Source organism: Microcoleus sp. AT9b-C3, assembly GCF_036705485.1.
Taxonomy (GTDB): domain Bacteria; phylum Cyanobacteriota; class Cyanobacteriia; order Cyanobacteriales; family Microcoleaceae; genus Microcoleus.
The window spans coordinates 29274-44681 of record NZ_JAUBUR010000045.1 but is presented as its reverse complement, the minus strand read 5'-3'; the positions used below and the strand labels follow the sequence as shown (position 1 = coordinate 44681).

Annotated in this window: 10 protein-coding genes; all 10 read right to left on the bottom strand. The window is 45.7% G+C overall.

Features of this window, described 5'->3' with window-relative positions; translation table 11 throughout:
• Positions 1–914 precede the first annotated feature (914 nt).
• The gene (locus tag QUB77_RS27545) at positions 915–3302 is read right to left on the bottom strand and encodes an ATP-binding protein (RefSeq protein ID WP_333179712.1); all 2388 of its coding nucleotides are present in this window, start codon (positions 3300–3302) and stop codon (positions 915–917) included.
• Between the two features lie 454 nt (positions 3303–3756).
• On the bottom strand, positions 3757–4560 hold the full coding sequence (locus tag QUB77_RS27540; RefSeq protein ID WP_333179710.1) for a hypothetical protein: 804 nt from the start codon (positions 4558–4560) through the stop codon (positions 3757–3759).
• A gap of 109 nt (positions 4561–4669) precedes the next feature.
• The gene (locus QUB77_RS27535) at positions 4670–6697 is read right to left on the bottom strand and encodes a hypothetical protein (protein WP_333179708.1); all 2028 of its coding nucleotides are present in this window, start codon (positions 6695–6697) and stop codon (positions 4670–4672) included.
• A 169-nt stretch (positions 6698–6866) separates the two neighbouring features.
• Entirely contained in the window at positions 6867–7574 is a 708-nt protein-coding gene (locus tag QUB77_RS27530; protein ID WP_333179706.1) for a hypothetical protein, read from the bottom strand.
• A 131-nt stretch (positions 7575–7705) separates the two neighbouring features.
• Entirely contained in the window at positions 7706–8791 is a 1086-nt protein-coding gene (locus QUB77_RS27525; RefSeq protein WP_333179704.1) for a hypothetical protein, read from the bottom strand.
• A gap of 23 nt (positions 8792–8814) precedes the next feature.
• Positions 8815–9810, bottom strand: coding sequence for a hypothetical protein (locus tag QUB77_RS27520; RefSeq protein ID WP_333179701.1), 996 nt, complete (start codon positions 9808–9810; stop codon positions 8815–8817).
• A 14-nt stretch (positions 9811–9824) separates the two neighbouring features.
• Complete coding sequence (locus QUB77_RS27515) at positions 9825–13028, bottom strand: hypothetical protein (RefSeq protein ID WP_333179698.1); 3204 nt, start codon at positions 13026–13028, stop codon at positions 9825–9827.
• 62 nt (positions 13029–13090) lie between these two features.
• Positions 13091–13705: a hypothetical protein gene (locus QUB77_RS27510; protein ID WP_172189735.1), complete on the bottom strand. Its 615-nt coding sequence runs from the start codon at positions 13703–13705 to the stop codon at positions 13091–13093.
• 37 nt (positions 13706–13742) lie between these two features.
• Positions 13743–13940, bottom strand: a complete 198-nt coding sequence (locus QUB77_RS27505; RefSeq protein WP_333179693.1) for a hypothetical protein — start codon at positions 13938–13940, stop codon at positions 13743–13745.
• A 132-nt stretch (positions 13941–14072) separates the two neighbouring features.
• Positions 14073–15408 (bottom strand): WD40 repeat domain-containing protein (locus QUB77_RS27500; protein ID WP_445251899.1); only part of this gene is annotated, 1336 nt, incomplete at its 5' end.

The following is a 15408-nucleotide window of genomic DNA, read 5'->3' as shown; positions in this document are numbered from 1 at the left end:
TAAGCTCAACCTTTGTTTTATTAGGCTGATGATTAGAAGGCTTGCACCCTCTTCTTAGATGTCAAATGGGTTCTATAAGACATAATAGTTGCACCTTTCACTCCGTCGCTCTAATTTTATATTTAGATCGCGTTCGTTAAGCCAGGAAGCTATTCATAGCTTTGTCCCGATTTTGGTAGGTTTTTACGAACGGATGTTCCCAACAGATATGACCAATAATAACCTTTGTTCCCGATCCCAGCTCGCTCTGAATCTCCAACTGAGCGGCAATCTGCTCGACCCGCTGCCACATTCCAACCAGACCAAATCCGCGCTCCTTGCGGAGGATCGAACCCGCATCCGTCGTTGCGTACAGACAGGTACAGCCGATAGCATGGAGTAAACAATCAAGTGAGCGTGAGTTGTTAGCAGATTATCGGCTGTACCTCTGCTCGGCATTGCTCTGTCAAATCGTGCTGCTCTGAACAAAATCGTCCTAATGCTTTGCGATCTACCGAACGTCATATATCAATATCTGAGGTACGAACTCTAAAAACCGAGTTAACTTGATCGCAGTCTTGGGATTTGGTAATCGTACAATCTGCCGAACGTCATATATCGATATTTGAGGTACAGACTCTCACCGCAGAGTTGATTTTGATCGCAGTCTTGGGATTTGGTGATCGTACAATCTGCCGAACGTCATATATCGATATCTGAGGTACGGGTTGTAAACACAGAGTTAACTTTGATCGCAATCTTGGGATGGTGAGCTCGCCTAATCTACCGAAATGCACTCGGGAAACGTCATATATCGATATAGGAGGTACGATTCTCAAAACCGAGTTAACTTTGAGAATAGTCTTGGGATTTGGCGATAGACTAAGGTTTGAATTTCATATATTGATATATGAGGTACGAATCTAAAAACCGAGTTAACTTTGATCGCAGTCTTGGGATTTTGCGATAGTACAATCGGCCGAAATGCAATTCTGAGTCAAATCGCTGATAATATCTAAGCTCATATGGTCAACTAATTTAGTCAGAGCCACAGCAAGAGGCTTCTGCGACAGGGGAATTCGCTCAATCAACAGCCTTACCGCTTGCTCGTCTCCACAAGCGGCTGCTTTATAAAGCTTCTCAATCAACTCCCTCGGCAACACAGATAGCGACTCAGGAGTCAGTTGCTGGGCAGGCTCATCCTGCTCGAATTTCCTCGGCGACTCCTCTTCATAGATATAGCGAACACCCAAATGAAGCGCCATCTTCTCAAAAATTACTGCCTCTCGGAACGGTTTGGCAACAAAGTCATCGAAGCCGTTCGACATGGCGAGTTCCTGGGTTTTAACAAAAGCATTAGCGCTCAAAGCAATAATTTTAGTGTTAGAACCGTTCGGCCGTGCTCTAATTTTTTGAGCAGCTTGAAAGCCGTCTAGGACAGGCATCCTCAAATCCATCCAAATTAAATGCGGTTTGTACTTTTGCCACAACTTAACAGCTTCAATTCCGTTATCCGCGAACCACACAAGAAAGCCAGCCGACTTCAATATCTGAGTTAGCAGCAACCGATTTGCCGACTCATCGTCCGCTACCAGAATGCGATATATTTGTTGGTTGGATGCCAACCCCTTCACTCGTTTTTGTGGCAGTCTGTCATAAATTTCGCTCTGTGTTGCATGACTGACTTTAATGTGAAAACTAAAAACCGTTCCTTTCCCCACAGAACTTTTGACCTTAATCTCGCCACCCATCAGCTTCACGAAAGAGCTACTGATTGGCAATCCCAAGCCCGTTCCCGTTTGCGATTTCCTACCAGTTTCAGTTTGCACGAACGGCTTGAACAAACCGCTAATCTCTTCAGGGGCAATACCAGGGCCTGTATCCTTCACAGAAAACAGAAGAAAGAACTTGGATAGCGGTTTTTTAGCCATAGACTGAAGGCATTTTACAGTCAGCTTCACCCTACCCGTCTCAGTAAATTTAACAGCATTGCCCAACAGATTAATCAAAACTTGGCGCAGCTTGCTTTCATCAGTTCGGACGTATCGCGGTACATCTTTCCGGAGTTCAAAAACAAGCTGCACTCCTTTAGACTGAGTTTTGAGTTGGAACATCCGTTCTATGTCCGAGAGCAAACTGTAAAGGTCAAAAGCATTTGATTCGAGGGTAATTTGACCAGCTTCAATCTTAGACAGCGACAAAATATCGTTGATTAGTTTCAACAAATGCTCCCCGCTGCGATTGATAATATCTAAACTCGACTGCTGTTCCGGTGCAGTTTTTTTAGAGTTTACAAGGAGATGGGCAAAGCCGATAATCGCATTCAGAGGCGTTCTCAATTCGTGGCTCATATTCGCCAGAAAGGTACTTTTAGCGCGATTGGCACTTTCGGCTGCAATGAGAGCTTGTTTTAGTTCCTTTGTTGTCTGTGCAACTTGCCGCTTTAAATCGCCCGAATATTCTTCTAACCGCTGGCGAGATGCTTTTAACTGGGAATTCATGCGCTCGAAAGCACAGGCTAGGGCTTCGAGTTCGGCAACGCCACTACCTGAAACTGTTGAGTCGAAGTCGCCACCAGCTATCGCCTGTGTTGCCGAAATTAACCGCTGCAGCCGTTGTTCTATTCTTAGGGAAATGGACAGCAAAAGGCAGATAGAAAGAACCAAAGCCAGCAGCACGAGCAAAATAGTGTTGCGGGTGTTGGCCTGAACTTTTTGGGTGAAGTCGGTTTCGGGTACAACTGCCACAATCAGCCAATTTAAGCCTTTCGGGTTTTTAAAAGGTCTGACTTGTAGCAAGTATAGTGAGTTGCTGGCAGAAAAGTTAAGATTTTGGCTGCTGTTAATAGCAGCGAGGCTGCCATAATGTTTAAGCAAATACTCTGTTGAAAGCTGGATTACTTTTTGTTGCAGAGCTTGGGTGCTTTCTCGCTGCAGTCCGTCAACAGAAATAGACGGTTTTGGTTCAGTTACCTCGTTCCGAGCCACTAAACGTCCCGAACGGTCTAAGATAAAGGCTTGACAGTTAGGGCTAATGAGGAAATCGTGCAAGTTGAATTTTGAGGTTGGGGTAGAAAAAGCAGAATTTGTTTTTTGTTGACGGAATATTGTTTTTGCAGAGTCTGACCCATTTCTTTCCCCATTTGGTTTGATTGTGACTCCGGCTGTTTGAGTTGGGGAAAGTTGGTTTACCGAACCAGTTTGCATTTTCTTATAAGTCCCTTCTCCTTTCCCAACCCCAACCCCTTCTTTTAAGTAGTTGTCAAGGCGGTCAGAGATGCGGCTCGTTACTTCTCCCAATAGCTGTGCAACTAAGTCATTCATTGTCTGCCGCCCTGTTTGAAAAGAAAGCCATCCCGTTAGAGCTAGTAAGGTTGAAATTAGGAGAGCGTTGGGGACTGTAAGCACAACGCGCAGCGGGAGGGCAGACTTTTTTTGAACAGAGCTTTTTGGGCGGAACATTGGTTGAAAAAAGGGAGTGGGGAGAGAGGGAGAGAGGGAGAGGGGGAGAGAGGGAGAGAGGGAGAGGGAGAGAGTGAGAGAGTGGGAGATTAGAGGTGTGCAGTAAACAGCAAGCTGTTTGAATTTTCAGGTAGATGGCAGTTACATAATCCCTCATTTCTATTCAATTGGGTGAGTATATGTTAGATGTTGAAGCCCTCTAGTTTTTATCGGGTTGTTGCAAGTTTTCAAACTTCTCCCACTCTCCCACTCTCCCACTCTCCCACTCTCCCCCACTCCCCATTCCCGTTACCTATTCCCGCAGCTCCGGCTCCAATCAAAAAGCAGAGCGACTTTTAAGAAGCCGAGTAGTTCGGGCTGTTGGCGGTTGTCGCTGTTGAAATCTTGTTCCAGGGTAGTTCAGTTCTTCTCGTGCAATGCGGCTCAGCTCGACAATTACAGACAAGTCTACTCCGGCTCGTGCTGCAGCATCGGCAGCCGATAGATTCTGATTTCTTACCAGAGCTAAAAATTGTCGCACGCTGTAGACTACTGGGTCGTTGGCTGCTGTGTAGCCTTTTTGAATGGCAATCAGCAATCCTTTTTCGACATCTGATGCTGCGGGGGCGCGACTTCTATCAACGTTCACAGTCGGCTCCCTTCTTGGGTTTAGGGGAGCGATGCGAATTCCTAGGTGTTCTGGTTTTTTGTTGGTAGGAACGATGTTGAAGTTGTAAAGTCGCTGTTTTCCTTTTGAATCTACAGTTTTGATTGAAAGGTTAGTGATGGTAGCTGTGGTAGCTCCCGGAAAATTGAGCGCTTGAATGGGACGCAAGAAAACAGTTTTGGCTTGGCCGCTTGCCAATTGTGCCTCGGTGCTGAAAACTACTTTTGAGGGGTCGGCAATTAAAACGTAGGCGACAGCTTCATCGGTTGAGCTGAAGTCGATCGTACTCGCGCGACCGGGATAGACTAAAATATCGATCGTACTATTGACGGCAATATCTCGACCCACAGTTTGATAGCCTGTTACTCTTGATTGAGCAAAAGCACAGTCGGGGTAGCTTGCAGTAGCGAACACTGCTGTGAACAAAAGCCCTCCGAGGGAAAGCATTCTTGGGGATTGGATGCGATTCGTCATGGCAGTTATTCGTTGATGTGGAGAAAATTGTTGACAGTAGAAACGGGGATTTCCTTTACTAATCGCCGCAGTCGCGTTGGGGCGACTTAACCGTTTACCGACGGTTTGGTTATCGGTAAATGTTGAGAAAGCTGTTAACAGTAATAGAAACCGGGGTTCCTTTATTAACCACAGCTACATTGGGGCGGTTTAAAAGTTCTTCAGTTGCTCTATCTGAGCGGCTTTCCATCCGTTTTGCCAGGGGGCTGAAGAAGCCATCGAGGACGGCTGACCAAATTTGGGGGTCTCGACTTTCAACGGTGGTTGTACTGCCCCCAAACCTACCGCTAATACTGCTAGAGCTCCTGACTTTAGGCTCTGCGAACACTTGACCGACTCGTCCAACTCCCGACAGCACTGCGGTGAGGATATCCTGTCCGGCAACATCGGAACCTGGGTCGAAGTAGCCTGAAGCAATCAACGGCCCTCCGCCCTCTCCTGCAATCAAAATTGCGCCTTCTGGAATGGGCTGCTGTTTAATCTGACCGTTTCTATCTGAGTAGACGAGCGCTACAGCACTAGCTTGTACCATGCGATTGGTTTTGCTGACGGTGTTGGCTTTGACAATGACAACTGTGCCGGCAGGAAAAGCAATAGAGCCGTCAGTTGCCGTGAAGTCGGCTGTGAGGGTGACGGCAAATTTGTCGTAAAGCTGTTTGCCTGAGCCTTCATCCCACAACAGGGGAACCGAAACTATGCCGTTGGCTGTGGTTCCAAGGGGAACCTGAGCTGTTTGGGAGGTTGAGGAACTTTGGGGCGTGCGGTTGAGAATGCCTTTTGCCCCTGGGGAATTTACTTGTTCTAGGGTTGGGGAATTTGTTAAGGCAGAAGCCTCTGGAGCAGCTTCAGGGGAAAGGGTTTGAAATTCTGTATCGGCGGGCAAGGACGTTCGGCTCGCGCTCAGTCGAGCCTCCGTCTCGATTGAGTTATCAGTAGAATCGGAACTTGTTTGGGGGGAAAAGGAAGCCGGAGTTAATTGGTTAGTGGGGTTTTGGGAGTTGTCGGTGGTTTCGAGGCTGTCCTCTCCATAAGGAAACTCCGGGTGTAGCCTTTCCCCGCTGGCGTTATTTGGGTGGCTATATAGTTTTTCTGGGATTTGCTCGAAAGAAACGTATGAGGGTTGCGACTTTTGGTTGCCGATATTGACTGTTAGGAATTCAGTTGTGGGAGCTGGCTTTGTCAGAGCGGCGGCGGTAGCACTTGTTGTCGCTGGAGTGCTTGGTGTTGCACTCACGGCATTCGCTATTCGGTTAGGGTCAAAATTTCCCCTAATTTGTCCGAGTTGAGCGAGTTGGTTCCACCGCTCAAACGGGTCGATTTTTTCGGATGTTGGAGTTGGAATTAAAGGTGGGGGTACTAACGGTTTGAGTATGGGGGCCGGTGCGGGTGTTCTTGAGGGTACTCTTTGAGGTATGGGTGCGGGTACTGTTACCGTCCGCACTACTGTTCGGGGTGCGGGTAGGGGTTCGCGTAGAGGAGTAGGTGGCGGTGCAGCGCTCCGGGTAGCGACTAGACGCGGAGTTTGCGGAGTTCGTGGGGTTCTTGACGGTTTGGGCGACGGTTCTGTTTTGGGTTTTGCGGTTTTTTGCGGTTTTTCGGCTAACAGTTTTTGTTGGTCTTGGTAAGCTAATTTAGCCAGCAACTCCGGTTTTTCATCTTTAATGGTGCCAGAAGAGCTTTCTTTTGGTGTTGATTGTGCGATAGCTTCGCGAGGTGATTTAGGCTTGATAAATTGCCAAATCAGCAGTCCTAGCAATAGTATTCCACCAGTCAATAGCAGTATTGTCACTGCTCTAGGAACGCCTCTTTCTGAAACAGGCGGGGGCAGTGGGCTTTCCTCATCTTGAGCGAGTTGATATTGAGTTTCAAGTGTTAGGGGTGCATTGGGGTCGAAATTAGCAATGAAGTTTTCATCAATATCATCGTCAGAAGGGGAAGGGTTTGGAGAAGGGGAAATAGGGGAATTGATGTTATCGCCATCATTATTGGGGGTATATTCACTTGATGCAGTTGTATGATTCATATTGGCTGTAGTGGTACTATTATCAGGAGTGGTATTAATTGGATTTTCGGTTAATCCATTTCTTTTGTTAGTCATGGCTTTAGAGTTCAATGTGTTGTGTTTAACTGTACATAAAAAAGCAAAGAGAGAAGACTTCAAGCAAAGGGATGGAACCTACTAAATGTTTAAATTATTTAGTTGTTACGGTAGGTTTTTAAATTTACCCACTTGCCGGTTCGTCCCCTTTCCATGTCTCTTTCCTCTTCTATGGTTTGAATTCGACAATTCGGGAAATTTCTAATCCGGCTGCTCTCAAAGAGTGAATAGTCTTCTCTAATTCATTAGCGTTTTCTTTGAGAGGGGATTTGGGAATTTCTACGGCTTTGACGGTGAAAGTTCGATTAAACTGTTCTCGGCTTTCTCCAATGCCTTGCTCTAGCACTACGCGAGTAGCAATTACATCTATTTCCCAAACTCCTCTTTTTATTTCTCTGGGTTCTGAGATGTGAGAGATATAGACTCCTGATCGGGTTTTTCCTGAATAGATGGTGTTGGGAACGAGTTGGGCAAGTTCGACCAGGGAAGCTTTACCAAACTCTGATTCCATCATCAATGAACCCATCCAAGCAGTTGTGGGAACTTTGGCACTGCCTTTAACTTTAATGCCGGGGTCTGGGTCATTTGTGCCGGGAATTTTGCCTGACCAAGCCCAGGTTAAATTTACCCAACTGGATACAAAATTTTGGATGATTTTCGGCTCTCTGTAAAGTTCATCTTGTTCTGCAATTCGTGCTGCGGTTCCGTCTTTTAACTGGACAAAGGTAACTTTTCTTTGAGATAAGGCTCTCAAACTGACTGTATTTACTAAAACAGCAATTGTCAGGAGGAAAACAAAGCTTGTTAGCAGGACAAAGCACAAGGCTAAGGTGTTTTTAGATTCAGGGAGTAAGGGTTGTGATTGTGGAAATTTCATATTATCGAAGGGGATGGCGAGATGGGGGATAGAGAATAGGGAAATAGGGAGGGAATGGATTGGGAAACTGGGTTTGAGTAGTGAGTAACAACTCGGTTCGGTGAAGAAAAAGCTATCGGAATTTCCTTCCCCTAGATTAGTTTTCCGGCAATAACGCCGATCGCGTTACTGGCAATATCTGTAAGCTGTTTGGTGCTATTGGCGATCGCACTGTACAAAGCAGTTCCTCCACCCTTGGCTATTAACACGGCTAGAACGGGAGAAAACACAGCTAAAAAGAATAAAAAGGCGATATCTGTAACTAACTCTGCATCGGACTTGACAATCACTACAGCGACTAAGCCAACGACAATGTTGTAGCCCAATTGCACTCCAAATAAGGACATAAACCCTATTAGCCAAGCCCAGATTGGTTTTCCTTGTAGTGGCAGCAGCGACAAGCCCATTGCAATCGGCCCGAATAAAGCTGTTAGCAACAATGCTGCTTCTAAAATGTTGACAAATGCCCACTGTACCGATCTAAGAATTAAGCGAATGATGGGCAAGACAGTAGACCTAAAAACTTGTCCTGCAAAATCGCCATTTCCTATATCCTGAAAATTAGCAACATTGCCTAAGTTTTCGACAAATCGCTGCAAGCTTTTGAGAGGTCCTCCATTTTGCTGTTCGGCTGCCTGAAGGGTTTGTTGAGCTGGCTGTTTTTTGCTGTTCCAACATTCCACTAAAGCTGATCCAACTTTGCCCTGACATTCGCTGTAGAGTTTTTCAATTTCTTCTTTGCCAGCACTGGTGAGGTTAACGTCGCTTAGGGCAGTTCTGAAGGTCATTTCTCCTACTTGAATTTTCATGATTTCTTGAACTTGAGTGCTGCCTACAGCTTTGATAAATTTGACACTTTCAGCTAAGACTTTACCGTTGTTACTGAGAAAAATTACAATTACGAGTGGCCAGATAAACATGGCTACTAGCTCTGACCAAGACTGTTTTTCGATGATTTCTTTGCCACTGGTGACAGCGAGGTAAGTAACAGATATTCCCGCCAGAATTAGTCCTAGTTTGACTAAGGCAATCCAGAGAGAGGATTCTTGAGTGTTGAAGGTGTTAAACCAAACTAAATTCCACGATTCGACGGTTTTTTGAGAGACTTCTATGGCGTCAGATAGAGTGTCCAGGGCTTGTCCTGCTGTGCTAGTTTGGGCGATTAGTTGTGTCAGCATCGCGGTGTCTCCTTGTTGTGATTTTAGTCTTCGCTTGCCCCCAGGGTGATGCCTCCCGGCATTTGAAACAGTCCGGCTTGAGTAGAAGAAGCGGTAGCCGCCGCAGCATCCTGCCGTCTCTGGGCTGTGTTAATTTCGTTGAGTTCTTCAGCTTGTTGAGCGTTGAGAATGTTGGCAAAACTGCGATCGATTTGAGCTTGCTGGCCCTGCATGACTAAGGCACTTTGATTTTCTGCTGATAAGGCTGCTTGCTTAGCTGCGCTCGCACTTTGTTGAGATATGTTTCTCATAATGTTCTGGGTGACATCTTGACCTTCTGAATCAGCACCCAATTCCATTGAATTTTGGCTCTCGCGATTAGTTTGCTCTACGTTTTGTTGGACAATTTCTTTCATCTGAGCTTGCTTTTGTTGAGCTTCTTTACTGAGAGTGGCTTTATTGGCTTCACTTACAGCACTTTCTCTTTCTGCGAGTTCTGCGGTGTTCTCTTTGAGGCTGTAAGAATCTTGCGGTCTCTTCTCTAAAGCAGCGGATAGTTTTGTCCCTTCGCTTTCGGAGGTGTTGCCGTCCATTATGCTTTTAACTGCTTCTTTTAGGTCTGGAACTTTCAATTCTCCCAGGAATGAAGAGAGGGTTGACTCTATTTCACTGCTGAATTTTTCGACTTTATTTAACAAATTGTCCCAGATGCCAGAAATGCTGTCAGAGATGGTGGAGATGGTATCGGAAATTTCGCCTGTTATGTCGCTAATTGTGTTTTCTATACCTCCTATTTCTTTCTGGTTGATCAAGAAGTTATTAGCTGATTGCTGGATTTGGGTTTCTATTTGTTGATTGGGAACTGTGAAGCTGGAGCGGTTGAAAGTGTTGCTGTTAAGATTGTTTGAGGTGGGAAGCTGTGTTGCAGTCGGATTGCTGTCAGATGTTTGAGCTTTTGCTTCAACAGAATTTAGTATTAAGCTCAGCCAAATTGCAGGAATACCGAGGGCAAGTTTGACAAGAAATTTCGGTGATTTCATCGGTTTTTCTCCGTCTAGCTAGCAATAAGGTCTTGAGGGGATTTGTGTCCATTGATATCAGTGACTGCATTCTTGCCAATATTGGTTAATGAACGTCCTTCTTTAACGGCTTGTACATATTCCGAGGCAAATTGTTTGAGTGCTAGCAGTTGCCCTTTTAACGTATTGGGATATTGAGCCATCACTCGTGCGCGAGCCATCAATTCAGCTTGATTGTTAGCCACACTTGCTAATATCATTTCGCCGGGGTAGTATCGGCTTTGCCAGAAACGACCTCCTTTTTCAATTAGCCAATTGGAATAAAGCTCAGCCGCTCTGGGAAGGAAAGCTTCTGTGGCATTTTGGCTAATAATTTCAGCCGGATATCCCAAACGCTTGACCCAAGAAGTAGCTCCATTTGATGTCAACCTTCCGGTAATTCGATAAACCATGTTTTGCATAATCATAGTTCCCGCACTACAGTCGCAAATACTGTCGATATCTTGAGATAGCAAGAGCACTGAAATGCCATTCTTTCTACCCACGGCACAGAGTTCGCCTACTACTTCAGCAAATCCGTCTTTCTTAAACAAAATCGAAAGTTCGTCTCCGATAAATAGGCTTTTAGGATGAGAAAGTGCGTTGCGGATGCAAGCAGCGTGGGCGTTAATGGCCATTAAATACTGGTCTTGTTCGTTGCCCAGACCGCTAAGGGCAAAAAACTTAACAGCCGGTTCGGGTGAAAATGTACTCGGTCTGCCAATTGCTTTACCTAAAGGTGAGGCTAGTAATGCGTTGCATTGAGTGATAATTTGGTTGATGGCAATGCGGTCGAAGTCGGTAAAGTTTTGTAGGTTTAGTTGCTCTTTCGTGCAGAATTTTAGGAGGTTTTTGAGGGTTGGCATTTCTTGCCAAGCGGTCGATTTCCAGCCTTTTTCAAATGCCGTATTGTAGCGCTCGATAATGTCTGGGTCTTCCAGAAATTTTTTCAGAGTTAGCAGCAAAATGGCATCGACTCGCTGCGCTAGTTTGGGGTCGCGGACTTTGCCCATGCTGATAATAGTCAGCGCTTTTCTGATAAACTCTTTCCATTGGTCTAGTCTGCGCGATCGCTCTTCTCTGTCGAAACGCCTCAAATCCGGTATTTCGAGTAGATTCGAGCTGCCAGAGGTGATATCGTAGTACGCACCGTCGTCGCCTAACAGTTTCACTGCTGTCTCAAATGTACTGCCGCTTCCTGCGGAGATGTCCATACCGACTACTGGGATATTAGCGGCTATTGCATCGGCTGCAAATCGCCATCCCAAAACACTTTTACCGGAACCAGACTCGCCTGTTATGACAGCGCGGCTGGTTTGGTTGTGCATGAGGTCAACGTACACGGGTTTGCCGCCTTTGGTGATGAATTCAACTCCTTTTGAGTCGATGTCCCTTACAGTAGTTAACGGCAAAATACCGGGGACAGTTTCGGTGTCTAAGGTGAGGCGGCGTTCGTTAATTAGCGAACTGCTGTGCAACAGCCAGCTTACAGTAATGGGCAAAGTTTCTAGCCACAGTTGCCAAGCAATGTTGCGCTCTCTTAATACCTTGGCAGAGCCGAAGCTGTGGGAGAACATTTGGCAAGCGTGTGTTAGTTGCTCCGGTGTTGGTCGGTAGACTAAGAAGGTGACAGCAGCGTGAATTGCTCTTGCACCTTTGTACATTTTTTTCTGGGCTTCAAAGGATTCTTCCTGTTTGACTTCTGCTCCTACATCGCGACCTTGACCTTTTTCTAAAGCGCGTTTTTTGGCACTTTTAGATTGTTTAGCTTGCCTTGCTAAGTTGTCTTGAATAATAAAGTTGGGAGCGGCGCTAATTTCGACAACGGCTTCAGTATCGCGGACGTGGCTGTTGCTCATAATTTTCCAGAGCCATTGCAGTTGCTCTCTGGTATTGAGCCAGCCGCCTGGGCCCTCTTCCATTGTGAGCACGCCGCATTCTGCGTTTCTGCCGGGAAGCAAAATGCGTGAGCTAGCTTTTCTGTGTTCTGGGCAGCTCGAACGGCCGCTCATACCTTCAATTAAAATGGTGCAGGCGTGTTTGTGACTGTTGAGGGTTTCGGTTAGTTTGTAGTCGGACGCGGTTTCTTTTAAGGTGAGAAGTTGGGGAATAGGGGGTACGGGTGAGCTGTTGAATTTTTGCCACAACCATCCCCACAATGCTTGGGCATTCATGGGTTGAATTTCCAGTCCAATTTTGGTGTTTAGCAAGAGTTCCCACCGGATATAGCCTTGCTCGAAAGCATCGAGCAGTAGTTGTTTGTAAAAGCGTTCAGAGTAGATGCGCTGGTTGCCTGTAAATTGTGCAGCAATGCTGTTGGCTGTGTTGATAATTCCATTGATGAATTTACTCAGAGGGTCGTTGGATTTGGAGCCAGATTGAGCGTTGAATGTCCAAGTGCAGAAAATAGTTTGGTTCCACAGTTGTCGGGTGCCTGCTAAATTGAGTTCTTGAATGCGTTTCTGTTCGTTACGAACGAGTACAGAAATGGGTTTGAGGTGACAGTTGTCAGCCAATTCAGTTAACTGTTGCTGGCGAAGGCAATCGCTGCTGTAGCAGCCGGTGTGAAAGGTCATTTTTTCGCCTGGGGGAATATCTTTTAGCCCTTCTTCTAAGGCGGTGGCTGCATTGTTTACTTCATGGCGGTAGAGAATGTTGTGAAAGCCCGCCGTCTCGAATCCGAATACAATTTGGTATTGACTGCCTTCATTCAGTAAGTAACCAGAAACTTCTCGACCATCCTTTTTGATAGTGACTAAACACAGGAGGTTTTGGTAGTTTTGGAAGGGCATAAGTCGGCTGTTACCTCCTTGTTGATTGGGAGCAAGTTTGGGTTTAAGTTTGACTCGGACTTGTGAATCGCTGATTCGGTGGCGAATCGGGTTTGGTCGGTGTTGGGGAACGGGAGAAAGGTATAAAAGATTGCCGTTGTACCACTCGTTCCCCGGCGGAGGTCTAAACCTGTCTACAAAAAGGTGAGGTTTGTTACCTGTCAGGAGCCACCAGCTTACAATTAGCCAGAAAGTAGTGATGAAAAACCAAGGCATTCCTAAGCTGAATAAGCCGTTGGTGAGGATGTAGGAAATTACAGTGATTAGCATCCAGGGAATTAGCTGTTCCGCTGGAATGATGCCGATGCTGGCTTGTTTGCCGAGAATTTTGTTGACGGAAATAAAGTCTTTATCTGGGTCTTTGAGCATAATTTAAAGGGTTTAGATTTGACGTTGAGATGTGGGAAGACAAACCCTTCCCCTTTGGATAATTAAGCTCCACCTCCGCCACCGCCATTGCCAATGAAGAGGAAAGTTATTACGTCAATGGCAATTACAATGGCAAAAGCTAAGGCAACTTGAGTCACAATTGGTCGCCAGTCATTGCCTTGCTGCGCTTGGTTGTAAGCAAAAAGAGACGCGGCTGCTACTAACAAAAGGAAGGCTCCGCGAATTAAGTTGAAAATCAGTTCGATGACTTCGGCATCAATAGCTTCACCTCCTGCGGAAGCCGCTCCTTCTGCTAGCTCAGTCATAAATTCTTCTAAGCCGGAGAGGAAGATGGCGTTGGCGGGGGAATCGAGCACGGAGCACAGTGCAGTGGAGGTAATTATGGCAGTAGCAACGTGCCAAAATCGAATTTTGCAGCCGATATATCGCTCTACAATTGGAATTGCTTTAGCGGTGTGCCACAAACTCAAAAAGACTATGCTGGAGCAGCCTAAAGTTGCAATTAAGAGCGGGTCGTGAAGGCTGAAGTAGATGAGTGAGGCCAGGCAAATGCCGATGAAGGGAATGTCGCCCAGTTTGATTTTCTGTTGTTTTAACCAGCGTAATAATGAGTTTTGATTTCGTTCATGTCTTGTTTTGTCTAAGTAAGTAGCCATGTCACTTGCTCGCTAAATTTATTGCTTAAATGCTAATTTAAGCTGCATCTACTGCCTGCAAAATCACCAAAAACGGTGATTTTATACAGTGACAGTGACCCCCTCCAAATGGAGGGTGCAAGTTGTACAGACGGTCTACTTGAGAAGCATCTGCTAGTAAGCTCGGTAGCTCCTTCAATTTATAAATTCGGCTGCCTTGCGGTAGTTGCTTTAAGCGTTCTGCTAATTCACCCATCACTCCTCAACCCTTGCCAAACACTATTTGTCTCAAAGCCAGCCTGTGATTTTGGATGGCGGGTGAGCTCAAAGGTTAAGGCGATCGCTTTCGTAGATGGGGGATCTAACGAGTGTATTCTTGTTGACTGCATTACATCCCCTCCAAGCGCAGGAAATGTACTCGCCCTGATTCTTCACCCGCTACAATCGTCACCGCATCTGGTGCAACAGCACAGCATGTTAATGCACCATCTTCGGTAAAACAAGCAATTTCTTCCCCACTTGTCAAATCCCAAACTCTTACGGTTTTATCTGTAGAAGCAGAAACCGCTTTTCTCCCATCGGGAGTGATAGCTACTGCATTGACAAAATTGGTATGCCCACTAAGTGTTTTTAGTTCTTTTCCAGAATCTAAATCCCAAATTTTCAGGGTTTTATCTGTAGAAGCAGAAACTATCTGTTGCCCACTAGGAGTAATAGCCACTGCACTGACCGAATGGGTAAGCACTTTGATGGTTTTTAGTTCTTTCCCGAAATTCAAATCCCAAATTTTGATGGTCTTATCATCTGAAGCAGAAACCGCTTTCCTCCCATCGGGAGTAATAGCTACGGCATTTACAATCTTGGTATGCCCACTAAGAGTTTTTAGTTCTTTTCCAGAATCCCAATCCCAAAGTTTTAGGGTTTTATCCCATGAAGCAGAAACCGCTATTTTTCCATCAATAGTAATGGCAACTGCCTCTATTATATTGGTATGACCTCTAAAAGTTTTCCGTGTTTCTCCTGAATCCAATTGCAAAATTTTAAGATGTTCATCTAATAATGAAGCCACAATTGCTTGTTGCCCATCAGGAGTAATTGCCATTGACTGTACCATGCCAATATCTTCGCTGAGTGTTTTCAGTTCTTCTCCTGTATCCAAATTCCAAATTTTTATAGTTTCATCCTGGGAAGCAGAAACGGCTTGTTGACCATTGGGAGTAATGACGACTGTCCGTACACTGCTAGTATGTCCCACAGGAGTCGTCAGTTGATGTCTTGAGTGCAAATCCCAAATTTTCAGAGTGTTATCTGGGGAAGCAGAAACGGCTTGTTTTCCATCAGGAGTAATAGCCACTGCCCATGCTAAGTCAGTATGTCCGCTGAGAGTTGCTAGTGGTTTTCCCGACTGCAAATCCCAAATAATGAGAGATTGATCCCATGAAGCAGAAACGGCTTGTTCTCCATTATGAGTGATGGCAACTGCCTGTACTGGAGCTGTATGCCCTCTAAGAGTTTTCAATACTTTTCGCGATTTCAAATCCCAGATTTTAAGAGTGTCATCCTCTGAAGCGGAAACGGCTTGTCGTCCATCAGGACTAATAGCAACCGACCATAGCGGCGCATCGTGTCCTCTGAGAGTTTTCCGTGGTATTCCTAGATGTAAATTCCAGACTTTTAGAGTGCCATCCTCTGAAGCGGAAACGGCTTGCTGCCCATTAGGAGTA

What these genes read in the sequence shown, in the direction of transcription:
- QUB77_RS27530 (WP_333179706.1), bottom strand. Translation starts at nt 7,574, where the DNA reads ATGAAATTTCCACAATCACAACCCTTACTCCCTGAATCTAAAAACACC.
- QUB77_RS27515 (WP_333179698.1), bottom strand. Translation starts at nt 13,028, where the DNA reads ATGCTCAAAGACCCAGATAAAGACTTTATTTCCGTCAACAAAATTCTC.
- QUB77_RS27505 (WP_333179693.1), bottom strand. Translation starts at nt 13,940, where the DNA reads ATGGGTGAATTAGCAGAACGCTTAAAGCAACTACCGCAAGGCAGCCGA.
- QUB77_RS27540 (WP_333179710.1), bottom strand. Translation starts at nt 4,560, where the DNA reads ATGACGAATCGCATCCAATCCCCAAGAATGCTTTCCCTCGGAGGGCTT.
- QUB77_RS27545 (WP_333179712.1), bottom strand. Translation starts at nt 3,302, where the DNA reads ATGAATGACTTAGTTGCACAGCTATTGGGAGAAGTAACGAGCCGCATC.
- QUB77_RS27525 (WP_333179704.1), bottom strand. Translation starts at nt 8,791, where the DNA reads ATGCTGACACAACTAATCGCCCAAACTAGCACAGCAGGACAAGCCCTG.
- QUB77_RS27510 (WP_172189735.1), bottom strand. Translation starts at nt 13,705, where the DNA reads ATGGCTACTTACTTAGACAAAACAAGACATGAACGAAATCAAAACTCA.
- QUB77_RS27520 (WP_333179701.1), bottom strand. Translation starts at nt 9,810, where the DNA reads ATGAAATCACCGAAATTTCTTGTCAAACTTGCCCTCGGTATTCCTGCA.
- QUB77_RS27535 (WP_333179708.1), bottom strand. Translation starts at nt 6,697, where the DNA reads ATGACTAACAAAAGAAATGGATTAACCGAAAATCCAATTAATACCACT.